The sequence below is a fragment of the Sinorhizobium chiapasense genome (assembly GCF_036488675.1).
Classification (GTDB): domain Bacteria; phylum Pseudomonadota; class Alphaproteobacteria; order Rhizobiales; family Rhizobiaceae; genus Sinorhizobium; species Sinorhizobium chiapasense.
The window spans coordinates 460,809-483,707 of the sequence record NZ_CP133152.1; the positions used below are offsets into that span (position 1 = coordinate 460,809).

General features: G+C 60.1%; 20 protein-coding genes and 1 pseudogene. 7 read left to right on the top strand and 14 right to left on the bottom strand.

Annotated elements, in window-relative coordinates:
• Positions 1-201: 201 nt before the first annotated feature.
• From RB548_RS26845 to RB548_RS26855, 3 genes are all read right to left on the bottom strand, one after another.
• Positions 202-906 carry a GDSL-type esterase/lipase family protein gene (locus RB548_RS26845; RefSeq protein ID WP_331376794.1) on the bottom strand — a complete coding sequence of 235 codons (705 nt, stop codon included), beginning with the start codon at positions 904-906 and terminating at the stop codon, positions 202-204.
• Positions 907-1,084: 178 nt separating this feature from the next.
• Positions 1,085-1,429 (bottom strand): family 1 glycosylhydrolase, encoded by a 345-nt coding sequence (locus RB548_RS26850; protein WP_331377107.1) that lies wholly within the window; start codon positions 1,427-1,429, stop codon positions 1,085-1,087.
• Between the two features lie 296 nt (positions 1,430-1,725).
• Entirely contained in the window at positions 1,726-2,898 is a 1,173-nt protein-coding gene (locus tag RB548_RS26855; protein WP_331376795.1) for a right-handed parallel beta-helix repeat-containing protein, read from the bottom strand.
• A gap of 493 nt (positions 2,899-3,391) precedes the next feature.
• Here RB548_RS26855 and RB548_RS26860 point away from each other — a divergent pair, with 493 nt between their 5' ends.
• Entirely contained in the window at positions 3,392-3,853 is a 462-nt protein-coding gene (locus RB548_RS26860; RefSeq protein ID WP_331376796.1) for a hypothetical protein, read from the top strand.
• Positions 3,854-4,002: 149 nt separating this feature from the next.
• On the opposite strand, the pseudogene RB548_RS26865 reads toward RB548_RS26860, so the two are convergent.
• Together RB548_RS26865 and RB548_RS26870 are read right to left on the bottom strand one after the other, a co-directional pair.
• Positions 4,003-4,259, bottom strand: a pseudogene (locus RB548_RS26865) (MFS transporter); the annotation flags it as partial.
• Positions 4,260-4,335: 76 nt separating this feature from the next.
• The gene (locus tag RB548_RS26870; protein ID WP_331376797.1) at positions 4,336-4,593 is read right to left on the bottom strand and encodes a DUF1127 domain-containing protein; all 258 of its coding nucleotides are present in this window, start codon (positions 4,591-4,593) and stop codon (positions 4,336-4,338) included.
• A 493-nt stretch (positions 4,594-5,086) separates the two neighbouring features.
• On the opposite strand from RB548_RS26870, the gene RB548_RS26875 reads away from it, so the two are divergent.
• Positions 5,087-6,595 (top strand): winged helix-turn-helix domain-containing tetratricopeptide repeat protein, encoded by a 1,509-nt coding sequence (locus RB548_RS26875; RefSeq protein ID WP_331376798.1) that lies wholly within the window; start codon positions 5,087-5,089, stop codon positions 6,593-6,595.
• 63 nt (positions 6,596-6,658) lie between these two features.
• Here the strand turns inward: RB548_RS26875 and RB548_RS26880 are convergent, their stop codons facing one another.
• From RB548_RS26880 to RB548_RS26890, 3 genes are all read right to left on the bottom strand, one after another.
• Positions 6,659-7,051: a GFA family protein gene (locus tag RB548_RS26880; RefSeq protein WP_331377108.1), complete on the bottom strand. Its 393-nt coding sequence runs from the start codon at positions 7,049-7,051 to the stop codon at positions 6,659-6,661.
• A 219-nt stretch (positions 7,052-7,270) separates the two neighbouring features.
• The gene (locus RB548_RS26885; protein WP_331376799.1) at positions 7,271-7,414 is read right to left on the bottom strand and encodes a hypothetical protein; all 144 of its coding nucleotides are present in this window, start codon (positions 7,412-7,414) and stop codon (positions 7,271-7,273) included.
• Positions 7,415-7,416: 2 nt separating this feature from the next.
• Positions 7,417-8,259 carry an SDR family oxidoreductase gene (locus tag RB548_RS26890; RefSeq protein ID WP_331376800.1) on the bottom strand — a complete coding sequence of 281 codons (843 nt, stop codon included), beginning with the start codon at positions 8,257-8,259 and terminating at the stop codon, positions 7,417-7,419.
• Positions 8,260-8,355: 96 nt separating this feature from the next.
• Between RB548_RS26890 and RB548_RS26895 the strand changes: the two genes are divergently transcribed.
• Positions 8,356-9,276, top strand: a complete 921-nt coding sequence (locus tag RB548_RS26895; protein WP_331376801.1) for a LysR family transcriptional regulator — start codon at positions 8,356-8,358, stop codon at positions 9,274-9,276.
• Positions 9,277-9,779: 503 nt separating this feature from the next.
• On the opposite strand, the gene RB548_RS26900 is transcribed toward RB548_RS26895, so the two are convergent.
• Together RB548_RS26900 and RB548_RS26905 are read right to left on the bottom strand one after the other, a co-directional pair.
• Positions 9,780-10,430, bottom strand: a complete 651-nt coding sequence (locus RB548_RS26900; RefSeq protein ID WP_331376802.1) for a response regulator transcription factor — start codon at positions 10,428-10,430, stop codon at positions 9,780-9,782.
• Positions 10,427-11,827, bottom strand: a complete 1,401-nt coding sequence (locus tag RB548_RS26905; protein ID WP_408642482.1) for a sensor histidine kinase — start codon at positions 11,825-11,827, stop codon at positions 10,427-10,429. The genes RB548_RS26900 and RB548_RS26905 overlap by 4 nt, the downstream gene beginning before the upstream one ends.
• A 285-nt stretch (positions 11,828-12,112) precedes the next feature.
• Between RB548_RS26905 and RB548_RS26910 the strand changes: the two genes are divergently transcribed.
• Positions 12,113-13,249, top strand: a complete 1,137-nt coding sequence (locus tag RB548_RS26910) for a hypothetical protein (RefSeq protein WP_331376803.1) — start codon at positions 12,113-12,115, stop codon at positions 13,247-13,249.
• Between the two features lie 172 nt (positions 13,250-13,421).
• Positions 13,422-14,213: an EAL domain-containing protein gene (locus RB548_RS26915; protein WP_331376804.1), complete on the top strand. Its 792-nt coding sequence runs from the start codon at positions 13,422-13,424 to the stop codon at positions 14,211-14,213.
• 112 nt (positions 14,214-14,325) lie between these two features.
• Here RB548_RS26915 and RB548_RS26920 read toward each other — a convergent pair whose 3' ends face one another.
• Complete coding sequence (locus RB548_RS26920) at positions 14,326-15,222, bottom strand: LysR family transcriptional regulator (RefSeq protein WP_331376805.1); 897 nt, start codon at positions 15,220-15,222, stop codon at positions 14,326-14,328.
• A gap of 106 nt (positions 15,223-15,328) precedes the next feature.
• Here RB548_RS26920 and RB548_RS26925 point away from each other — a divergent pair, with 106 nt between their 5' ends.
• Positions 15,329-15,673: an Atu4866 domain-containing protein gene (locus RB548_RS26925; RefSeq protein ID WP_331376806.1), complete on the top strand. Its 345-nt coding sequence runs from the start codon at positions 15,329-15,331 to the stop codon at positions 15,671-15,673.
• Positions 15,674-15,814: 141 nt separating this feature from the next.
• Positions 15,815-16,549 carry an SDR family oxidoreductase gene (locus RB548_RS26930; RefSeq protein ID WP_331376807.1) on the top strand — a complete coding sequence of 245 codons (735 nt, stop codon included), beginning with the start codon at positions 15,815-15,817 and terminating at the stop codon, positions 16,547-16,549.
• 130 nt (positions 16,550-16,679) lie between these two features.
• Here RB548_RS26930 and RB548_RS26935 read toward each other — a convergent pair whose 3' ends face one another.
• From RB548_RS26935 to RB548_RS26945, 3 genes are all read right to left on the bottom strand, one after another.
• Positions 16,680-18,503, bottom strand: a complete 1,824-nt coding sequence (locus RB548_RS26935; protein WP_331376808.1) for a hypothetical protein — start codon at positions 18,501-18,503, stop codon at positions 16,680-16,682.
• 476 nt (positions 18,504-18,979) lie between these two features.
• Entirely contained in the window at positions 18,980-20,899 is a 1,920-nt protein-coding gene (locus RB548_RS26940; RefSeq protein ID WP_331376809.1) for a caspase family protein, read from the bottom strand.
• Positions 20,847-22,895: a C1 family peptidase gene (locus RB548_RS26945; protein ID WP_331376810.1), complete on the bottom strand. Its 2,049-nt coding sequence runs from the start codon at positions 22,893-22,895 to the stop codon at positions 20,847-20,849. Before RB548_RS26945 ends, RB548_RS26940 begins: the two co-directional genes overlap by 53 nt.
• Positions 22,896-22,899 lie beyond the last annotated feature (4 nt).

The following is a 22,899-nucleotide window of genomic DNA, read 5'->3' on the forward strand; positions in this document are numbered from 1 at the left end:
TCGGAGATATCCAGACCTTAACAGCTCGTCCAGGGGCCGCTTTTCCGATGCCCCTACGCCAACCGATCGCGGTTGCTATATCTGCGTCAAGGTTCCGTGACGGGGTTTCGGCTGATTTCAGAACTTCTATGATTTCTTCTAGAGACATGGAGGCCGATCATACACACGGCTTGGAGGAAATCCATCCTCCTTCGTGTCACCCTATAGTTTCGGCACACTTGAGGCCAAGAACCGGTAACCCTCACCGCTGAGATGGAGGTTATCCTTCACGTAGTTCCGGCAGCCGGTCATCTTGCCGCCGCATGTAAGGACATGCTCATCCAAATCCAGAACGCGCACAGGCGTATGATCGATAAACCGGCGTCGCAACGCCGCATTGATGAAGGCTCTATCATTCTTCCTGAAGGCGTAGCCGTTCCCTCTGGGAAGGATTGGCACGAGAGTGACTGCGGCTGTGGGCCACCTGTCTTCGATCGAAGCGACGGCAGCGAATATGCCAGCCGCTATCCCACAGGCGGTGGCCGTCCTGTCTGACAGGTTGTTCGTGCCGATAATGAGAATGATGTGCCGCGGGGAAATGTCTGGGGAGTGGTGTTGCAGGCGCCATAGAAATTCCTGCGTTCTTTCTCCCCTGACGCCGAACCAGTGAGCCCTGCGACCGGGGAGGTCTCTATCAGCGAATTCCTGCCAGCCAGCAGCCAAGGAATCTCCCGCCACCATGACATCGACGTCGGGAGCGTTCGCAATACCTGCCTCGATCGCAGCCTTTAGCTTTCCGGGACTCTGCTCAATCACAGGCGTGGTGGAAACCGCGACCTGAATGGCGTCGCACGGTGTTTCATGTCCGTGCGCGGTCGAGCCAAAGGCCAGTGCAGCAAAAAACAGCGCAGTGAAGTTAAACGACATGGGCGCGAATAATACATGCGCCTTTCTGAGAATCTACGCAAAACGAAAACCAGCCCCGCCGTCGAGCGGGTTTCTTCCTCAACAGCAAGGTGAAAACATGGCTCTGGAAACTCTTCCCGTCGCCCTCGAACGGCGCATTCCATTACCTCCGCCGAGCCGACCTTCGTTCCCGCCTTGGCTATTGCCTGGATGGTCTGCACCGCCATCCCGTGGGCGAGAATGGGCATGGACCTGTTTGAGCAGACCAGGATCGAGCTTGACCCCCCGGGGCGAGCTCGACGTGGACGCCGCCGTCCCGCACTTTGATTTCGGCGCTGTCGTGGCCAAAGTCCGCGAACGAGCGGAACTCGTTGATCGTGAAGAAGTGGCGCGCGCGGTCGCTAAGCTTCTCAACCACGTGGCCAGCACCGTCTGCGAACGCCTTGCCCGTGTCGCGTGACTGCCAGCCGCGCTTGTCCTGCGGCGCCTGCGACAGGTCCCAGCAACTGCGCGTCGGGAACGGCTCGATCTCAGCGTCCGCCAGCGGGCTGCAGAAGCAGTCCCCTCATATTTCAACAGATTTCCGGTCGCTTGTCCTGTTGATGTTGAGGCCGCGTCCGCGCCGTCACATTCCAGCTGGCGTTTTATCATGGCCTGTTCTTTGCCCATAGCCGTCGTGCACTAAGGAATAATCCGCCGATGACGTCACAGCTTGAATTTTTCGCCCGCGAGGAATTCGAACTTCCAGGATGCATCTCGCCGACATCATACGCTCTGGGCTCGCGCCGTGTCTCAGTGGGCGCGCCATTTCGGACCACGGACGAAACAGGCGAACGATCATCACCCGCCAGTCACCACATTCGCCCCGATATCGTTCGTAGGATCATCATTTCGGATGAGGCTTTCTGAGCCGTCCTTGAGCTTGTTGTTGCGCACTATGTTGTGCTGGGCGAAGTCGAGATTGCTGGCGCTGCTGCCGAAGGGAGAAGCCGGCTCGTCGGAGCAGTAGCTTCGGTTGCCGTTGCGGGAGTTCAGCCAGACAGCCGGCTGGGTCGGGAAAGTCGATCCGTAGCGGAATGTGTTGCTGGTGATCTGATTGAACTCAGGTTTCTGATGGCGGATGACACCGCCTTCTCCGCAGTTGCGATAGACGAATATTCCGCCGTTCTCGGGGTGTTCGAATGTGTTGTTGGCAATCCTGTTGTTCGCCGAGCCGTCGATGGCGATCAGTTCCCGGCTTTCCGTCGAGATTGCGAAGACATTGTTGCTGATCGTGTTGTTGGCGGATTCCGCGTCGAGATAAACCGCGACGGACGTCGACTTGCCGTTAATTCGCGAGTCGACGAGGGCCGCCCCGGTCACCCCGGGTCCAATGTAAAGCGGTATGCCGGCTGGCGCATTAAAGGTCACATTTTCCAGGCGGACGTTCTTCGGGGCCGAGGCTTGTGCGAATGCCGTGTGGTTGGCGTTCAGCGAAGATGCCTTCATGATCTCGCCATTGGCGTTCTCCCCAAGCCCATAGACGCGTACGAAGCCGTTGATCCTGCAGTTGCGGATCGTGACGTTCGATGGCGCTGACCACGCGCCGGAGCCGGCCTTGCTGGACCGAACGACAACCGCCGTTTTCTGCTTCCGGGATGTGCCGGCGCTGACATCGATGGTTCCTCCGCCGCAATCGAGGACAGATCCGGAGGCGGTGGCGCCTTCGAAGACGAGGGGATGGGTGACGACGTCTGTCGGTGAAAGGCGGATGCTGCAATCGAGCGCAACGGCATTCGTACCGGGGGCCTTCAGCTTGGCATGCACGTCAGCGCCGCAGGCGGGCTTTGGCTCCGTTTTGTCCGGGGCCGGCGCGGGCGGGACCGCCGGCTGCTCGGAGACGGGTTGCTGCTCGATCGGAGGCCTGGGCGGCTCACTGAAGGCAGCGTTGGCCACCATCGCCAGATCGCTTTGGCAACTCGCCAGGGCCAGGCTTGCCAGGAAAAGGCTTATGGTCTTTGTTGGATGCATCATCAGCTCGAGTCCTGGGTCCGTCTGAATCAGAAGAAGCGTTTCGCCTGGCCGTTCCGAATCGCGCGATCGGGTGCTGCCCTTTTCTGCCATTTTGGGAATACAATTGGCAACGGCGATGGAAGCCGGGGCGGGCTCGAAGCGGCAGCGCGATGGCGCGTAAAAGCATCGACTGGGCGCGTCCGATCTGCGCCCGGATCGTGTGCTAGTGGCCGATGCGGGAAGCGCCTTGGTTGCCTCAGACCTTGGTCTTAAACGGGCCGGACGAACGTCTGAGCGAGTCGGGTCAAAGGTCCGGGGCAGCCTGGGTTTTCGGCGCTCGGAGTTGACGGCGGGATCGAAGCGTGAGCAAAGATTTCATTGTGTTTCCGCTTCGGGCTCGTCGCGTCAATGGCACCTGTCCGCCGCCCGGAGATGACAGGCATCGCCCCCGCGCATGTTACAATACCGTCGTCGAGGTGAACGAAGCGCCGATGGAGGTTGTTAAAGGACTGAAATGATGGAGCGTCGAAAGTTCCTCACCGTGTTGTGTACCGCGTCGATCGGCTTCGCCATCGCGGCCCTCCCGTATAAGATCACGGTGTCCGGCTCCACGCTTGATCTCGCCTCCCAATCCGCCCTCGCCAAGAATGGCAACAACGGCGGTGGCAATGGCAACGGCGGCGGAAATGGAAGCGGCGGCAACGGCGGCGGAAACGGAAACGGCGGCGGAAGTGGCAATGGCAAGGGTAGCGGCGGCTCGGGCAACAGCCGGTCGAGCAGCAGTCCGACCAGGTCGACCGCAACGAGCACGACTGTCCGAGACAACGGCTCGGGGCTGAGTGTTCGCCATTCCGACGGATTAAGCGAGGAAATCAGGGGCGGCCGCTACATCATGAAGGACTCGCGCGGCCGTACGATCGTCAACCGGCGCGCAACCTCGGCAGATGAAAAGCGGCTTCAAGCCTTCGCTGATTAGAGCGCTTTCGTTGATGCTGCGACGTCTGGTTCTTGGACGCGACAAAACCCGCTCTTCGTAGTGCACCAAACCGGCTGGAATGCTGGAATGCGCCTTCGCCGTGATGCGACGGCATCCTCCGCCGCGGAAATCCTTGCGCCTTCACCTGGCAGCCGCGCCGCGCCCAGGCGCCACGCCAGCGCCGGAATGAGGGGAGAGGATACGATACGATACGATACGATACGATGAAAACCAAGGGCGTCATCGCCGCCGACGGGCCGATCAGGCCAGGCGTTGTCCCCTGCCGCTCCAGGATGAAGCTGAGCAGGGGCGCCACGGCGAACACCGTGACGGTCGCGATGATGCCGGCCATCGCGGCCCATGGGATCCGGTCTTTTCGCAGTGATGTCGTGCTTTCGGCAGTCATGCGGACTTCGAAGCAGGGCCGGCGAACTGCTGCGGCAGGCGGAAACTGGCAATCCGGTGTCATTGCAGCATTCGCCTTATCGCCGCCAGAAGGGCTTGGCGATCTCTGCCTCGACCTCATCTCTCGTCAGACCGATATCGTCGATCAAATGGGGATTGGCCCGCGACTTTTGCTCAAGGTCCCAGCGAAAACGCATCCGCTTGTCCCAGGTCGCGATAGTGCTTCGTAGGGTCGCGAGGCTGTAGTGCCGACGCGACACTTCCGCCGGCCCCACGGGCGTTCCCGTTCCCGCTGCCTGATGCCGGGCCAACGCAAGGATGGGAGTATCGTTCATAGCGGCCTCCATAGGGATTGAGGGCCCCAGGGCGCCTCGACCAGAACGAGGATGAATTCTGCAGGACACGGACAGCGTCGTAATTAAGCCCTCCCAAATTGTTCTCAAAAACTTCCAAACGGACTACAGCGCCGTGCGTCTTTCAGGACGCACAAAGGACGCTGTAAGTTTTTGAATCTACGCATCGTGCTTTCCGAAAATCGATTCCGATTTTCGGGCCGATGCGCTAAGAGCCCTTCAGGGTTAAATGGAAGCAGTTCTGCCGGAGCAGGTTTTCGTCAGGCCAGAGGCGATTGGCGAAGGACATACCCGGATGTACGTCCGAGCCGATCGCCTCTGATCCTGGCGGAAAAATGCCCGGCCCTTCGGGTTGGCTGAAACGGGCCGCTTGATCGACCGGCCGGCTTGGCCGTAGAGCTTGGCTACGCCGCGCTCCTTTTGAGCCAACAGAACTGTTTCCATTTAACCCTGAAGGGCTCTATAGGTACGCCGCATGCAGGGATCGCGCTTTGCCTTTGGCCCGTTCGTGCTTGATCCGGGTGCGGGAACGCTCCTTCGGAACGATGATCCCGTTGCCGTTGGCTACCGCGGGCTGAAGCTGCTTGCGGCGCTCGCCGAACGGCCCGGCGAAATCCTTGCCAAGGCCGAGTTGATGGACGCAGCGTGGCCGGGCACGGCCGTCGAGGAAGGCAACCTCACGGTCCAGATCGCGCAGCTCAGGAAGCTGCTAGGTCCGGCCGCCGACGGCGGTGAGTGGATCACCACGGTTCCGCGCGTCGGCTACCGCTTCACAGGCGCCGTCGAAAAACTAGGTGACGCCAAGCGAAAACCGCCGCCGCTGCCCAGCAAACCATCGATAGCCGTATTGCCCTTCGTGAATGTCAGCAACGATCCCGAGCAGGAATCGTTCGCGGATGGGTTGACCGAAGACCTGATTACCGACCTGTCCAGGGTCTCCGGCCTGTTCGTCATCGCGCGCAACTCGGCCTTTGCCTACAAAGGAAAGGCAATGGACGTGCGCGGGATCGCTGAGGACCTTGGCGTGCGGTACCTGCTGGAGGGCAGCGCAAGACGCGCCGCGGGGCGCGTGCGCATCAACGCCCAACTGGTCGACGCGGTGAGTGGCGACCATCTGTGGGCGGAACGCTTCGATCGCAGCCTGGAAGATATCTTTGCCGTTCAGGACGAGGTCACCGGCAAGATCGTGGAGGCGTTGCTCGGCCGGCTGCGCGCAGCGCCGCCGCGCAATCGGCCCAAGAATCTCGAGGCTTACGATCTCTGCGTGCGGGCGCGCAAGCTGATGGATGATTCGCCGCAGTCGGCGCGGGAAGCGCATCTGATGCTCGCGCGCGCGGTTTCGCTCGATCCGGGATACGCCGAGCCCTATCGCTGGCTTGCCATGAACCACTGGATGGGATGGGTGCATTCGGGCGGACCCACTGAAGCTAATCGTAGCGTTGCTTTGGAACTGGCACGCAAAGCGGTCGCGCTCGATCCCAACGATGCTGGCTGCCACTGGGTCCTGGCTTACCTGCTTGCCTATGAACGCAGCTTCGCCGAGGCCGATGCGGAATTTGCCAAGGCGATCGAGCTCGACCCGAACGAGGCCGACGCCTGGGCGGCACTATCCGACATCGCGGTCTTGGACGGGCGGGTCAAGGAGGGTCTCGAGCACATTCGCAAGGCGTTTCGGCTGAACCCGTTTCCGGCAAGTTGGTACTATCTGGCGCTAGGGCAGGCGCAATATGCGGCCGGCGAATACGAAGCCGCCGTCGAGACACTGCGCAGGGAGGAGACTTATCATACAAGCTCACGCCGTTTCCTGGCGGCAAGCCTTGCGCAACTTGGCAGGATCGACGAGGCGCGCGCAGAGGTTGAACTGTTCCTCGTCGGCAACCCGCATTTCTCAACCCGCCACTGGGCCGCGACGGAGCCGCTTCGCGACGCTGCGACGCTTGAGCACTTCGTTGATGGCTTCCGCAAGGCCGGTGTTCCGGAGTGACGCGCCGGCGGCGCCGTCCTCAAGTATCTGGTCGTCACGGCGCCTGCGCAGCGTCCGTACCACCTACTCCTCGAAGCGACTCGTGGCGTCACGATCGCGCTCGTAGCGTCTCTTGAGCGGAAACGGCGGCAACCAGGACTCGCGACGGACGGTCCACAGTTCGTAGGTTGGCATCAGTTGGTCAGGGGCGTCCAGGGATCCGAGGTTCACTTCGATTTCGTCTGCGGTGCGTGCGAAAACGGGCGAGCCGCAGCGGGGACAGAAAAACCGCCCGGCATAGTCGCGTGTTTCGCCATCGATCGTCACCGCATCCTGAGGGAATATCGCAGACGCGTGAAAGAGAGCCCCGTGATGCTTGCGACAGTCGAGACAGTGACAGAGGCCCACCCGGTATGGGAGTCCCGACGCCAAAATGCGCACGTTGCCGCACAGGCAACCGCCCGTGAATCGGTCCATGTTGCGTCCTCCTCCAAAATCAAGCGACGGAACGTTTACGACAAACAGCACTGTCATCGCAATCGCCCGCCGCGGGCCGAGACGCATCGTTCCTCCATAGCGGGCGCTAGTTAGAGCGCCGTGCGTCCTTTTGGACGCACAAAGGGTGCGCGTTTCTGCATTCGCTGGCCGGAGGTGGGGACATCCATCGTTTCGGAGTGTGCGAACCAGCCGAATCGTTCAGCCAATTCTCGGCAGGCTCGCTGACGGGCGGATTCCCTCGTTCAGTGGTTCAGCAATAGCGGGAATACTTCTTTCAGCCGCCATGGTGTGGAAGGCGCGAATACCGAAGAACAGGTAATAGCGCGCCTCCAGCCGCTCCATCGTCAGGCCAGTTCCTCTGCCTGATAATCGGTGGAGAAGGCGATTTCCCGCTGGGCTTCGAGCTCGTTAAGCCGGGTGGAAAGCGCATCGCGAACAGCATGGTAGGACGTTTTGCCGAGCACAAGACGCAGCGGGGGTTCAGCTTGGTCCACAACCGCGATCATCGTCGCGGCCATGCGCTCGGGGTCGCCGGTCACAATCCAGTCGCCGCTCAGCAACGCGTCCCGCGTCTGGTGGGCGGGAGTGCCGTCATAAGCTGCAATCGGCTCCGGCTGCACCAGGCCGCGGCCGAAATTGGTGCGCGCTGGCCCCGGCTCGACGAGAGTGAAGCGGATGCCGAATGGCGCCATCTCCTTCGCCACTGCCTCGACAAATCCCTCAATGCCCCACTTGGTCGCATGATAGAGGCTGAAACCGGGATAGGCGATCTGCCCGCCCTCGCTCGAGACCTGCAGAACCCGTCCTCCACCCTGGGCTCGCAGGTGCGGGAGTGCGGAGCGGATCAGCACGATCGATCCACTGAGATTGGTGTCGACGATGTCGCGCAGCTGCTCATCTGTGGTTTCTTCGGCTGCGCCCAGAACGCCGTACCCGGCATTGCTGACGATGGTGTCGATCCGTCCAAGCTCGCTGAATGCGTGGTCGACTGTCTCCCGCACAGCGTGCAAGTCCCGCAGATCCAGAGCCTCAACCCACAGCCGATCGGCATGGCGTTCGCGAAGGTCATCGAGCGCTTGCGTGTTGCGGCTGGTTGCTGCCACCCGGTCGCCGCGCGCCAGTAGCTTTTCTGTCAGCGAGCGCCCGAAGCCTGAGGACGCGCCGGTGATTAACCATGTCTTGCTCATGAGAATGCTCCTTTCTGTTTCGAGGCAGATTTTGGAGCTTTCGATTGGAAAGAGAAGAGCGCCAGTTTAGGATGGCGTGGTGAAGGGAATTCACCAATGGCGAAACCAACTCTGGCTGACCTGGAAGCGTTTGCGGTGGTGGCCGCCGAACGCAGCTTTCGGCGGGCGGCCGACCATCTGGGCGTATCCCGCTCGGCGCTCAGCCACCGCATGAGAAAGCTGGAAGAGCAGCTAGGTCTGCGGTTGCTGAACCGCACGACCCGCAGCGTCTCCCCGACAGACGCGGCTAATCGATTACTTGCCCGGATCGGCCCGACCCTGAGAGACCTGGACTCGGCACTGGATACGCTTGCGGAAGACCGGGGTAACCCCAGTGGCGTGCTGCGGATCAATGCCGGCAGAGGAGCGGCCCAGCTGCTGCTGCGCCACGTCGTGCCGACTTATCTCGCGAGACACCCGGACGTCGAGGTCGACCTGGTCAGCGAAGGGCGGCTTGTCGATATCGTAGAGCAAGGGTTCGACGCGGGCGTCCGGTTCGCAGAGGCGGTACCCCAGGACATGATCGCGGTGAGGATCAGCAACGATCTCCGATTCCTCGCCGTTGCGGCCCCGGACTATGTGAGCCGTTTCGGCAAACCCGCCGTTCCGGACGATTTGCTTCGGCATCGCTGCATTCGCCAGCGCCTGCCAAGCGGCAAACGCTACCGCTGGGAATTCGAGAAGCGCGGGCAGGAAATTGCCGTCGATCCTTCAGGCGCGCTGACGCTTGACGACAATGAACTGATGGCCGAAGCGGCCGCCAATGGCCTGGGCATCGCCTATGTGCCCGAAACCGCCGCGGGTGATTTCCTTGCCGCTGGTCGCCTCGTGACAGTGCTTGAAGACTGGTGCCCGCCGTTCTCCGGATTGATGCTGTACTATCCCGGGCACCGTCACGTGCCTGCGGCATTGCGCGCCTTTATCGACCTGCTGAAGGAATCGGACACAAAGGCGGCCATGACCGCAGCTCCCGGTTAAGACAGGATTCGACTTCCTTTGCCGGTTCAGAGGCGCCCGAAAGGCTCGATCGCTGGGCGTCGAAGAAACCGTGACAACACAACTCCAACCAGCTTCCGCCAGTGGTGCGAGAAAGTCCTTCGCCGCGCGATCCTTGGCTGAGAGGTGATATGAGTGGGTCACCTGGCCTTGGTCGCGGGCGTCGGGGATCAGCGCGGCGAGCCGGTCGGCGATCCCGCAGCGCTTGTCGGCTTTGGCTCAAGAGCAGCACGCCGCCGTCGGACGTAGCCTCCGTCGAAGCCGGCTGTGACTTTCTTGCGCTCCCCGGCTGGGTGGCGATCAGGTCTCGACACCGAGTCCCTAACGCATTCAGAGAGTTACGCTACGCCCGCCAAACCCGGCAGCGTGACGTCGCGAATAATCCGGGCTAGCGCGGGATGAGGAAAACTCTGTAACGGTTTCCCGTCCGGAATTGCCTAAGGTCAAAGGGTTAGACCACCATTTCAATGAATCAATGAAATGATCTAACCGGAGCGGCCTTCGATTGCGTCGCGCAGCACCATCGCCGCTTCCGTCCGATTGGCGGCGCCAAGTTTCGTCATGATCTGCGTCATGTGATGCTTGACGGTCTTCTCCTGGAGATCGAGCTTTCTTGCGACCTGCTTGTTGCTCATGCCGGAGGCCACAAGGTGCAGGACCTCTTGTTCCCGAGCGGTCAGTTCCGCGATGAGGTCGGATTTGTTCGCAGTGCTCGGCGAAGGGTTCGAGAGCAGCTTGGCAGAGAGCGTCGGAGCGACATAGCTCTCGCCGGAGGCCACTGTCCGTATGACGTCCGCCAGCGCCCTCGACCCGATCCCCTTCAGGACATAGCCCTTCGCGCCGCCATTGAGAGCGGCCGTGACGTCGTCGCCGGCCTCGGACACGGTGAGCATTACGATCTTCTGCAGCGGTACCAATTCAAGGATAAGCGGTATCGCGTTCAATCCGCCTCCCGGCATGGAAATGTCGAGTAGCATGACGTCCGGGGATAGGTTCTGGGCGATTCTCAGCGCGTCGTCGCGCGAGCTTCCCTCGGCAACGATTTCAAACCCGTCGATCTCCGAAAGACTTCTCGTCACGCCCTCTCTGAACAGAGGGTGATCGTCGATTACCGCCACGCGTATCGCTGCAGTCATGCCTGTCCAATCTCCTCGATGCCAAGTGACATCCTAACGATGGTGCCGGGGCCGGCGCCGTCGACTTCAAACGTGCCGCCCAGGCTCTCTATCCGTTCCCTGAGCCCGGCCAGTCCGAGGCTTGTCGGCCGTATGTCTTTGGGATCAAAACCCTCTCCTCCGTCGGTAACCGCGATGCAGACCCTGTCGCCTTCAGTGCTTTGGGCCACACGTTGCCCGACACCGCCGCCGTGGCGGTAAGCGTTGTTGAGCGTTTCCTGCACGAAGCGGTATATGCATATCTTTGCGGAGGGAGAAAGGCGCTCGGGCGGATCGGACAACGATAGCTCGACAGTTGACCCGGTTCGCTGTTCATGGGCGCGAACGACACGCTCGAGGAGTTCGGGCAGGCTGGCCGTCTCGATCTGCGGCAGGACCAGTCCGCTGCATATCGTTCTGATCTCGTGCATCGCCTCGTCGAGGCTTGCCTTGATGGCTGTGATTTCCCGTTCGCGTACCGCGGCGGAAGTCGATGGACTGACCAATGCGTTGCTGTCCAGCCGCAACGAGGCGAAGGCGACGAGCTGTGCCGGACCGTCATGCAAATCGGCACCGATTCGGCGCAGCATGTTCTCGTTCAACGCTGTTGCGCGTTGCGACGCGTGCTGCAAGCGCCCACGCAGGGCCTCGTTCTGCGAGAGCAGCGCCGAAAGCTCGTCCACACGCTGCTTTAAGGCATGGCGCTGCCTTTCGATGGTTCTGCTGCCGCGCATGACGATTGCCGAAAGCATGATGAAGAAGGCCAGCGTGAAGCCCGCGACGGCCAGCCAGGTCAGAAAACGGGCCTGAGTCAAGCTGAGTTCGAAGTCGTGGGCGATTTCATGGAATTCCGAAACGGCGACGACCTGTCCGGACCAGGGCTGGAGCACAGGATTGTAGATTTCGAGCAGCGGCTTGCTCGCCCGCTGGTTCGTCTCGTCCGCGGTGTCGTCGACCGGCTTGAACTGAGCCACCATCTCGCCGCCGAATGCGGTTCTCAACTCATCGCCGAGCTCGAAACGCCGGCCGACCATGTTCTCTTCGTTCGAGTAGAGAATGGTGCCGTCCGAGCGCCACAGGCGAAATGCCAGCAATCGGTTTCCGAGAGCCCCTTGTCCAAGCGTCTCGTCGAGCGCGCGCGCAACCGTGTCGTCGAGAACCTGCGTCGTCTGCATGTCGGGCAAGAGCGGTGCGATGACGCTGTCGACGTATAGTGCAGTCGCCGCTGCCGAGTTTCGAGTAACAGCGCCTTCAATGAGGCTGGTGACGAAAGCGCCGACTACCAGCATGGCGGACATTGCAACGATGCCGCCGATCAGCAGGAACTGCTTCGCCAGCGGCTGCGCGTTCCATCGTTTGATCAGGTCATTGGCACGCAAGAGGAATCTCGAAGTTATACGCTCGACAAAGCAGCTGGACGTCGCTCGCAGTCGCGTCGGTAAAACTAATGCGCCCAGACAGCCGGTCAATGCCATGCGGTCTTGGTCATGTCCATCGGACTTTTGATGGCGGGCCGATCAGACCTAAGTCCGATCCACCAACGCAATGGTCCGGGGACGGTGGTGTCCTCCTGCGGCGCAAGTTAACGTTGCACCAATTCGAATGCGGTTCGGGCGACGCCGTCATCATAGGCGGCGCGAACATCAAAAGACATGGAGACATTCATGACCATTTCGAAAGTAATCGGACGAAGCTTCGTCGCACTGGCGATTTCCATCGCTCCCGTGGCAGGCGTTACCTTCGGCGCATCGACTGTTGCTTTTGCCAAGGGCGGCAACGGCGGTGGAAATGGCGGCGGCGGTGGAAATGGCGGCGGTGGTGGAAATGGTGGCGGCCACGGTGGCTCGCATTCCAGTTCGGGCAAATCGGGAACGTCCAAATCGGGAACGTCAGGGACGAGCAAGAAAAGCAGCAATAACCACGGTACGTCGAAGCAAAAGTCCGTCATCACACACAAGAAATCCGGCGCGGCAGTCAAGGCGGCAAACGCCGTGAAAACGGAAACGGTGACCGTAACCACGCCGGAGAACACGGTTTCCGATACAGCAAAGCTCAGTTCGCTGAACCGGAACTATCATGCCTATTTGAACTCCAACGACCCCCGCATGGCGGCCATTTCCGCCTATGCCGTCGCCTATGCCGAGTTCGAGGCCGAGAACGGCCCTGACGCCATTCCGACGGATCCGGCCCTGAGCGATGAAGCACTCCGCGAAGCGCTGGAGAGCTTCACGAAGGACGGCATTGTGACCGACGACACCCTTGCCGACGCCAAGGACATCCTCGGTGTCGGTCCGGCGTTCGGTAAAATCGACGAGATTCGCGAGACGCTCCCGGAGCCGGAACCTACCGATCCGGAGTTGGAGCCTGACACGGCCGATCCGGAGGCGGCGACGGCCGCAGATGCGGAAACAGTGACCGTAACCGAGCTGGAGAACACAGCTTCCGACACGGCAAAGCTCAGTTCGCTGAACCGGAACTATCATGCCTATTTGAATTCCAATGATCCTCGCATGAAGGCCATTTCCGCCTATGCGACCACCTATGCCGAGTTCGAGGCTGAGAACGGCCCAGACGCCATTCCGACAGATCCGGCCTTGAGCGATGAAGCGCTCCGCGAAGCACTCGAGAGCTTCACGAAGGACGGCGTTGTAACCGACGACACCCTCGCCGACGCCAAGGACATCCTCGGTGTCGGACCGACATTCGGCAAAATCGACGAGATCCGCGAGACGCTTCCGGAGCCTACTGATCCGGAGCTGGAGCCTGAGACAACCGATCCGGAGTTGGAAACCGTAAACTGAACCTACTGCATGCTTCCTTAAATCGTAGCCGATTTATGGATAAAAACATGCAGCAATTCAAAGTGCTACAGCGTCCTTTGCGCGTCTGATAAGACGCGCGGCGCTGTAAGCCTGGCCGGCAGTGGCGGTAACCGCTGCAGCCGGCCTTAAGCCGAAGGGGACGGGTCGATCCATGAACCTGGAGAAATTCAGCAGTGTCGTTCGCCATGTGACACAGGCGATGCAACATGGACGGATCGGTTTTTCGCTCCAGCAAATCAATTCGGTCGACGACCCAGGCCAAGTTCTCTATTCGGAATGCCTGGGAAGGCTCATCGAGCCTGACGGCACAATCAGGACCTGCGGCGAATTCATAGCCTTTCTCGAAGCGTCGGGGCGCGCTCCCGCTTTTGACCGGCACGTGGTTGATCTCGCATTCGACTGGTTGGCCTGCCATCCAACGGCTTCTTTGGGCTGCAACATTTCGGCGGAAAATCTTGCCGACAAACAGAATTGGGCTGTTCTGTACGATCTGCTTCACAGGCATCGAGCGATGGCTCCGCGCCTGGTTCTCGAAATAACGGAAAGCCTGCCAGTTGCGACGCTCTCTGCCGCCGCTGAGTTGCTTCAGAGTGTTCGCGAACTGGGATACAAAGTCGCGATAGACGACTTCGGCACCGGGTATTCGACGCCCGAAACGCTTTTGTCCCTTCCCGTGGACATCGTGAAGATTGACGCCTTTTTCATACAGCGCCGCGGCGATAAAGCGGAGCGGTTCCTTCACCACATGGTCGGTCTGGCGTCCTGCGCGGCATCCACCGTGGTCGTCGAAGGCATCGAGACATATGCCCAGCTGGAGGCTGCGAAAGCAGCCGGGGCGACACATGTGCAGGGGTTTCTCCTGTCCGAGCCGACCCTGCCGCCCGTCCATTGCGGACAGGTGAATTCCGCCCGGCACGCGGTCGCTTCCAAATGGATGATGTGAGGGCAAGGGGACGGTCCGCTTATGCGGCTCGGACCGCTTTCGCCGAGATGTTCCCACAGCGCCATCCACCGGCGGACGCTGATCTTCCTCCGGTGAGGCAGACGTTGCTCGTTTAAGTCTTTCCCGATTTCCGAATGTAGTCGACCAGTGCGCGGAGCTTCAGCGGCTGCCGGTGGCGTGTGGGGTAGTAAAGATAGAAGCCGGCGAAGGGAGGACAGTAAGCTTCCAGCAGCGGCACGAGTTCGCCGCGCTCGATATAGGGCTGGAATGTCTCCATCATCCCGAACGTGATGCCCGCACCGGCCCTGGCCAGACGGATCATCATTCCCATGTCGTTGGTCGTCACGGCCGGATCCACTGAGACATCGAAATCTCGACCATTTTCCGTGAATTCCCAGCGGTAGGGCGCGGTGTCCGGACCGGGCCGCCAGCCGATGCAGACATGCATCGAAAGGTCGCGCGGATGGCCGGGGCTGCCGTGTCGCTCGATATATCCGGGGGAGGCGGCGGCGCATTGTCTCTGCTCCGTCGATACCGGCACGGCGATCATGTCCTGCTCAAGCACTTCGCCAAGGCGCACGCCGGCATCGAAACCGGCCTCGACAATGTCGAACTCTTCGTCCGTGATCGTCAGGTCCAGTCTCACCTTCGGAAAGGCCTCGATAAAACCCGCGAGCAGCCTGCCTGACAGGAAGCTCTCTGCGACCGACGAAACGGCGATCCGCAGGCGCCCGCTCGGATGGGCTTCGATCTCCCGCACCGTCTGTACTGCCGCGCTGACCTGGGCGGCCGATGAACGCACGCTCTCGTAGAAGAGCTCGCCTGCTTCCGTCAGCCTAACGCTGCGCGTCGTGCGCTGCACGAGAGCTACACCGATGCGATCTTCCAGGCGCTGAAGTGCTTGGCTTACTGCCGAGCGGGTGACGCCCAGTCGCTCACTCGCGACGCGGAAGCTGCGCGCTTCGGCTATCGCCAGAAACACCGAAATGCCTTCGAAATCATCGACCATTGGTTAGAAATTCTAACTAAGACATCCGGGATTGGCAACTCGATCGCGACATATCAGGCGCATACTCTGCGATTGTCATCAGAGCCGCACCTTCATGAGAGGAAACATGTCCACCACCTTTCCCAAACACCTGGCGCTCGGTCCGGCCGTTACCTTGCTTGCGACCTGCGCATCAGTGAGTTCCGCCTCCGGTGAAGCTGAGATCCACGATCCGTCACCGCATCCCTATGTCGGGATGTGGGTGACGGACGACGGATACGTCCGGCACGAACTCCTCGGCAACGGGCGCTATGATGAAGCCCGTGGCACCCGGCAGAGCGCCTACGAGGGACGTTACGAGGTGTTCGGCAATCACATCGAATATTGGGACGATACCGGCTTCACCGCCGACGGCGATTTTGTGGACGAGAACACGCTCCACCACGGCGGCATGATCCTTCGCCGCCGATGACGCCCCCAGATTCGACCGCGAAAGAGAAAGCCGCACGCGGCTGGACACCAGGTCGCGGCGCGCGGTTTCGCGCAGAATGTCGAGCCTTTTCAAACAGGAACCCCTCGCGCCGCGCGAGGCGAATATGGAATGGAGCTAGAGATGTCGGATATTCATGAGAAAGTCGTCGCGATCACAGGAGCCAACAGCGGTATCGGTGAGGCCACGGCACGTGTTCTGGCGGCTGCGGGTGCCCATGTGCTGATCGGCGCCCGGCGCGCGGATCGGCTGGAGCGTCTGGCTGACGAGATCGCCGCTGCCGGCGGATCCGTCCGCATGAGAAAACTGGACGTGACCAGCCGAACGGATGTCGAGGCGTTTGCGCGTCACGCCCGATCAGAATTCGGACGTCTCGACGTCATCGTCAACAACGCGGGCGTCATGCCGTTGTCGCCGATGGCCGCGCTCAAGGTCGACGAGTGGGACCGCATGGTCGACGTCAACATCAAAGGCGTCCTCTACGGCATTGCGGCGGCGCTGCCGATCATGAGCGAGCAGGGGAGCGGGCAGATCGTCAATCTCGCATCGATCGGCGGTCACAGCGTTTCGCCGACCGCCGCCGTCTATTGCGCTACCAAGTTCGCCGTCTGTGCCATTTCCGATGGCTTGCGGCAGGAGACCGACAAAATCCGCGTTACCGTCATCTCGCCCGGCACAACGACGTCCGAACTCGCCGACACCATTACGGACCCGACGGCCAGCGACGCGATGAAGGCTTACCGCGCGATCACGATCAGTCCCGAAGCGGTCGCCAACGCGATCCTTTACGCAGTCAGCCAGCCGAAAGACGTCGATGTCCGCGAGATCATCATCCGACCAACGGCGAGCCCCCACTGAACGCGGCGTATCGGGCAGTCCGCCGATGATCGTGACCGCGCCATTTGTCGAATTCTGATGACGTACAGGAGAGACCAGCAACGGCGGTCACAGCCCGTCACCGCCGTTGCCATGATGATCGCGGGTGAATCTACACCGGCCGTACACCGGCCAAAGTTGCCTGGTTTCTGGCCTGGCCATTTGACTGCAAGCTCAAAGCGAAGGTCACGAGCGCGATCAACGAGAACATAGATTTGGATACCAAGCTAACCAGAAATATCGTTCGATAGGCAGGTTCGATCAGGATGCTCGTCTCAAGCAGAATATAAATCACGATGAATATTGCTGCGAAGCAATAAAGGGGGAGCCTGAGGCCTTCAGATCTTCCCTCGTTCTCGGTAACGCAATCCGTTATCACACAGATGCCGACGCCATACATTGCCGGAATAAGAGAGCAGATTGCGTAATACCCCGTCAGCACAAGAATTCCTCCTTGGCCGATGCGTAAAAGCGCAGTCACGCTGTCATATCTCCACTGATACAAAATGACCCAAATGATGGCTGTCGCGAAGGCGCAAGTCATCGCAGCGAAGACGACGCCGCCATACTGGGAAAGTGGGAAACTCCGAATATCCGAGAAGGGTACCCATGAACCCTGATCTATCTTGTGGGTTCGTATGAAAAGGGCGCAAATCCCGGCCGCGAGGAAGCTCGTAAAGAGTGACGCTGATGTGAAGAAAGCCTCTGCGAACGGCCCTACGCTCAAAGCGCTGGGCAAGAAGACAGCATGTATTTTGTGATATGCGGTTAGCAGCATCACGCAGCCTACAAACGCGGTGAAGGTCGACAGCAAGGCTGCATTGTTCCATGGCCGAGGCTTGCTGCGGCTCTTTCGTACGAGCAACAGCAGCTCTCTCAGCACGACGTCGAGCGACCGGGATCCTTGATCGGGATGCAGATATGCCTTCATCACTCTCGAGTCGTTGAGAGCGATGATAGCAAAGAGGGCACTCAATCTGCGGTTGGATATGCCGATTTCCGTTGCTTTCGCGCGCCACAAATCCGCAAGCGTCAGATAGGACCGAATATCCTCATGCTGCAAGGAGGCAAAAGACGACGCCGGATTGGCGAGAATTTCGGCGGAAATGGATTGAATTCTTTGCGAATCGCCGTCCCTGATCGGGACTTCTGGTGAAGTGTTGCTTTTTTCGAATATGTATCTCACGACAGGTGACGCTAAGGTCTTTGAAACAAGTTCCTTTACTTCCTGCTTCAGGCTTTCGGACTTGGGCCTGAGAACATCCAGGACATCGCGGTATTTGTCGAATTCTCCCGCCGACCAAATGTCCTGGCCGTTGATCGTCCATCTGGCAAACAGTTCCGCGCCCACCGTCCGCCTTGCGACTTTGTCAGCCTCTTCGCGCGAGCAGCCCGCGTAAAGAGCAAGACTTTGAATCTTGCGAAACCGTTGGAGGTCCGGCTCATAGCGGGGATCCCTTCCCACATACGCTTCGATCTCGCTCTGGGAGAGCTTGGTGACACGCTCGAAAAACTCATCGGGAATGTTGGATACGCTATGGGCCATGCTGCGCAGGGACAGCTCGATCTGGGCGAACAATGGGGTGGACGGGATGACGCCTATCACAATAAGGGCCGCACCAAGCGGCCATGCCGGTCCTTCAAAACCATCGAGTTTTCCCTCGGCGAGGACGCGTATGATCGGCTGTGATGCGCACATGAAGAAATAGAGGATTTCCAGTGACACCGTGTAGATGAGGTAGGCCTTGCGGAAAACGCTCTTCCCGACAATTGCCGGCAGCGAAAGAAGACGTACGAAGTCGAATTCCTCGCCTCTGGGCGGCGTTATCAGGGACTCAACCCGCTTCCTTGAATGAAAGGCGATAGTCAAAGCCCCGAACAGGAACGTCAGGCTTGTTGGGTCACGCAACCAGTCGAGCGAAAGCAACGCGCCCATGGTGTGCACTCCTCAGCATCGATTGATTTGCGGGTTACATTGTGCGTTCGCGTCCCACGATGCAGCAGGAACCAGCCCGCATGCTATGGCGGCCGTCAAAAGCAGGCTCAGAAGGAATTTCTTTCGCATGGCCAGCTCCACGAACAGGATCTCGCGGCACATTTCAGGCGTGAGATGGTTGAGTTTCGATACAAAGCCACCCTGGGAAAGAATAATCGTCTTCTGATGCGGAGGCGGCCTGTAGATATTACATGATAGCGCGCGTTGATCGCCGCACCTGTTACATTTGTTACACTATGGCTTCTTCGGCTGTCATCAATCCAAGTATCGTTTTCGTGATGCGAGCTTGCGAAGCGGCGAACTGCATCGGCGAGCCGATGGCGGCCCCTTCCACTGACATTATGGGCAGAGGCGGCTCCCTCGTCGGGAGCCGACTGGGCACCCCTGCATCCTTTCAGCGACCTGCTCGGAGATGATCAGATCGCAAAGGGCGTCTGCGCATCGTAAATCGGGTTCCTCGGTCCGACCTGCCAGTGGTTGGGGGTTTGATCGGGTGGCAATTTCATCATGATGGCCCGGTGGAAGGCGGCATAGTCGCGATTGAAGCGGCCATGGTTCCAGGTGGAGATCAACGCAGCGGTAAAGGCGCCATTGCCGATCCCGTCAAGCGAGACCTGATTGTCCTGACATCCGGAAATCAGGCGGACGCTGCACGAGATTGGAGACGTGATCTCGCGGGTCAGATTGCGTCCTTCGCCAAGTGACATGGACGCGCCCAGCCGTGCATAGAAGTCGCGGTTCTGGCGGAACGTCCGCGTGGCGACATCGATGGGCATAGCGCGTGGTATTCCCGCGGCTACCGCGTGACCGTTCGCCAATGCATGTCCGTCGGCGACGGTGGCGCGCACCACGGTGCCGCTATGACAACTGTCCGAAACGACCAGCACGCGGACGCCCGCACTGAATTTGGACCAGAGGCCATAGAGCTCGTCATCGACAAGCTGGCCGTCATAGAGGCACCAGGTTTCGTCGGTGGAATCGTCTTCATCGTTGTTGAAATCCGGGAGCTGCCCGCCGTGACCCGAATAGCTGATGAAGAAGATATCGCCCTCCTTGAGATCCCTTGCGGCTTTCTTGACCTCGCTGATGACGTTTTGCCGCGTCGCCTCCTTGGTGAGGAGCGACTTGGTCTCGTATCCGAGACCGTCGGCGATTTCCTGCATGTCGCTCGCGTCGAATTCGCATGCGCGCAGCGGTCCTTCCCAGCCCGCATAGTGAGTGGCGCTGACCATATTCAGGCCAATGTGGAGCGACATTCCGGACGGCCCGTCGGTTGCCCGCGAACTCGTGGCCGCCGGGCGGGAAGGCGTTTCGAGGGCCGCTGTTGCGGCGGATGGTGCCTTGGCTCTCCCGGCGCGCGCCTTGCTTGCTTTGTGCTCGACCTCGCGCGCCTTCGAGGCGAACTGTTCGATCAGAGCCGAGAATTTTTGTGCCACCTTGGCATAGCCGTTGTCCGTCGGATGCAACTCGTCGAACCACTCTGTTGCGTTCACCGTGTTGCGGCAATTGATGTAGTTCAGCCGCGCCGATGAGCTTTGCAGCAGCGCCAGGCGTTCATTGAAGCGATCGATCATGACGCGTGCAATCGCTCGCTGGAAATCCGGGTCCTTGATACCTCGCGATTCCATCGGCTTGCCAAGCCATGTTCCTTTTGCCGGGATCGTGTAGTCGTAACCGTGGCAAAGGATCTGCACTTTCGGAAATGCCTTGGCGACCTGCCGAACGAGCTTGCCGTACATGCCGATTGCATCGTCCAGCATGGTCTCGAACGAGGGCCTGAGATGTCCCTCTGGCGGCAAGGCCGCATCGAAATCGAAGAGATGCGCGGCGAGGTTGCCGCCCGCCACGACATCATTGCCGCCGCCGCTGAACAGGAAGATGGATGCTCCCGTGTTTTCGATCGCGTCCATGTATTCGGCTTGTCTCAGCATGTTCGACAGCGTGTCGCCAGCGGCGTCCAGGCTGAAGATTGCATAGCGCTTCGTCAATTGGTCGATTACGTCCATCAGACGGAAGGGATACTGAAACCAGCTGTCGCCCTCGGAGACGATGATCGGCCCCTGGTAGTCTCCGCTGCCGATGCGATTGTGGAAGGCGGCCTGGCGGCGAAGGCGCGAGATGAAGTTCGCGCTGTTTAGAAGTGCGGCGCTGCGGGCCCGTCCTTCCGGCGTCGCGGGCACGGTGACCAGCTCGCGATTGATCTCGAGCACCGGGTTAAAGGGCCCCGACTTCTCGTCATCCACGAGGAAGTATTTCTGAAGCTCCTGCTCGCTCAAGCTGGGATCAGCAAGCTTCCTGTTCAGTTCCTCCAAAGATATTTTGCTGCTTGATGTCATAACGCGTCCTCCCTCTTTGCCGGTCGGGAGCATCCGACACGGGCGCGATGCGGTTGAGTATCTGGGCGAGCAGGTCGGTCTTCAGCTGAAGATCTTCTTGCTGGAGCAATTCTCCGAGACGGGGCGGGATCGAGATTTCGTTGATCTGGATCTTCGAGAAGGCGGGGTGATCTTTCCAGATCTCGACGATCCGCGTATTGCGAAGCGACTTGCCAATGAAGACCGTCGGCGGGCCGCTCGAGCGATCGGAGAAGGCTTTCTCTATGAGATCGAGTACGGATTTGGAGTACATGCCGACTGTCAGCCTTCCATCCGTAGCGGAATCAGGGACGTGGAGTGCGACAGCTCGCGCACTGGTTTGGTCTGTGGACAACAGCGCCGATATCAGCTGCGTGAAACCGTCAGCAAAGTCCTTTGCGCCAATGGTCGGCGTAATGAAGTCGAGGCTGGCGAGACGCCTGGCGAGCAGACGGAACGACGCGACGCGATCACGTCTCCATCTCTCGATGAGGTCGCGAAAGAGAAGGACGCCGGCACCGTCGCAAATAATGTGCAGGGAATATTGATCCAGCGACAACAGGCACGCCAGAACATGATCGACCGGACCGTTCCTTGCCGCCGACTTCCTGCTGGCCGACTCGACGTCCCGCCAGAACGACCGGCCGATCCCATGTGCAAGGTCCTCGATCAGGTGGTCCAGCCGATCGCTGCGGACGTCGATCTGCTTTGTGGCTTCCGTGAAAAGACCGGAGAGGACGGCTGTGGTCTGGTCGACGAAGTCGTTGCACCAGGCGATCGTCAGCGGGTAGAGGCCGTGCTGTTTTATCGCATTCTTTTCTCGCGCGATCTGCTGGGCGGTCGGGCCGAGCCCTAGCAGACTGCCGCCGAACCGCAGGAGAATTCCGCGGTAGCCACGATTTGCCGGGCCGTTCTCCGGCTCCCAGACCGGCGCGACGGGTTCATCGTCCTGGCTATCCCGACTGAGGAACCTGACGGTCTCGTCGAATGTCTTGGCGGTGTACGGATAAGGCGCCCTTTTGACTTCTTCCCCATCGTCAAGGTGGATGAGGTGGCCGAGCACCTCGTAACCCAGCACACCGGCAACGCGGGCAGGCTTGCGAGTAAAAAAGATGCCCTGTTCTCCGATTGAGAGGTCGAAGGCGCCGGGGGTGGAAACGCCTAGCCGAAGTACCCAGCCATCGAAGATGTTGTCGGCCCAGCCCTGGTAGGACCAGTGGCCCAATCCGTTGCAGCCAAGATAGCCGCCCCACTCCGTCCCCCACGAATTCAGCACTAGAAAACCGGTGCTATCGTAGCCGACGACGACAAAGGCATGGCCGCCCCCGTCTCCGGTCGACTGTATGATCTTGCCCTCATTCGCGCGCACCGCTTCGATATTCCAGCCGCCGTGCGTCGCGGCGGAAACAAGGACGGGGCCAACTTCGTTCAGCGCTGCGTGATAGTCGTTGAGGCTCGGCCGCAGGCGATAATAGGCGCCCAACGACACTTCGCGTGCCGCCTTGGCACGCCTTACGTTCAGCGTCCCGCAGGAATTGCCTGGTTCGTACTTCCAGAGATCGTCGGAGCAAACGCCATGGTGGTAAAAGCCCTTGATGACCTCCCGAAGAGAAAGACCCTCATTGCCGTCAGCTGCTTCGCGCAGTCGAGCCATCTCGTAAAGCATGCGCGCGCTAACAGGCATGTTGGCAGCCGCATCCTGGCAATTGAGCACTCTCTGGAGATCGATGAGACTGGCGAGCGCCTGGGCGCTGCACGTGCCCTCCGCGCCCTGGTTTCGCGGCAGCCAGTATAGAGGTTCGGCGCTTTTCAGTGCATCAAGGACGAGTTCTGCCGGCGACAGTGCCGGAAGGAGCGGGCGAAGGTTCGGCGTGTAGATCTGATCGCGCAAATCTGTCGGATCGCGCGGAACATTGCGCACCATCTCCTGCCGCTTGCGAGAAAAGACCTGCATGGTAATAAGCGCCCAAAACGCCATGAAT

Coding starts and splice junctions, on each gene's coding strand:
- RB548_RS26845 (WP_331376794.1), bottom strand. CDS start 906: ATGTCGTTTAACTTCACTGCGCTGTTTTTTGCTGCACTGGCCTTTGGC.
- RB548_RS26855 (WP_331376795.1), bottom strand. CDS start 2,898: ATGATGCATCCAACAAAGACCATAAGCCTTTTCCTGGCAAGCCTGGCC.
- RB548_RS26860 (WP_331376796.1), top strand. CDS start 3,392: ATGATGGAGCGTCGAAAGTTCCTCACCGTGTTGTGTACCGCGTCGATC.
- RB548_RS26870 (WP_331376797.1), bottom strand. CDS start 4,593: ATGAACGATACTCCCATCCTTGCGTTGGCCCGGCATCAGGCAGCGGGA.
- RB548_RS26875 (WP_331376798.1), top strand. CDS start 5,087: ATGCAGGGATCGCGCTTTGCCTTTGGCCCGTTCGTGCTTGATCCGGGT.
- RB548_RS26880 (WP_331377108.1), bottom strand. CDS start 7,051: ATGGACCGATTCACGGGCGGTTGCCTGTGCGGCAACGTGCGCATTTTG.
- RB548_RS26885 (WP_331376799.1), bottom strand. CDS start 7,414: ATGGAGCGGCTGGAGGCGCGCTATTACCTGTTCTTCGGTATTCGCGCC.
- RB548_RS26890 (WP_331376800.1), bottom strand. CDS start 8,259: ATGAGCAAGACATGGTTAATCACCGGCGCGTCCTCAGGCTTCGGGCGC.
- RB548_RS26895 (WP_331376801.1), top strand. CDS start 8,356: ATGGCGAAACCAACTCTGGCTGACCTGGAAGCGTTTGCGGTGGTGGCC.
- RB548_RS26900 (WP_331376802.1), bottom strand. CDS start 10,430: ATGACTGCAGCGATACGCGTGGCGGTAATCGACGATCACCCTCTGTTC.
- RB548_RS26910 (WP_331376803.1), top strand. CDS start 12,113: ATGACCATTTCGAAAGTAATCGGACGAAGCTTCGTCGCACTGGCGATT.
- RB548_RS26915 (WP_331376804.1), top strand. CDS start 13,422: ATGAACCTGGAGAAATTCAGCAGTGTCGTTCGCCATGTGACACAGGCG.
- RB548_RS26920 (WP_331376805.1), bottom strand. CDS start 15,222: ATGGTCGATGATTTCGAAGGCATTTCGGTGTTTCTGGCGATAGCCGAA.
- RB548_RS26925 (WP_331376806.1), top strand. CDS start 15,329: ATGTCCACCACCTTTCCCAAACACCTGGCGCTCGGTCCGGCCGTTACC.
- RB548_RS26930 (WP_331376807.1), top strand. CDS start 15,815: ATGTCGGATATTCATGAGAAAGTCGTCGCGATCACAGGAGCCAACAGC.
- RB548_RS26935 (WP_331376808.1), bottom strand. CDS start 18,503: ATGGGCGCGTTGCTTTCGCTCGACTGGTTGCGTGACCCAACAAGCCTG.
- RB548_RS26940 (WP_331376809.1), bottom strand. CDS start 20,899: ATGACATCAAGCAGCAAAATATCTTTGGAGGAACTGAACAGGAAGCTT.
- RB548_RS26945 (WP_331376810.1), bottom strand. CDS start 22,895: ATGGCGTTTTGGGCGCTTATTACCATGCAGGTCTTTTCTCGCAAGCGG.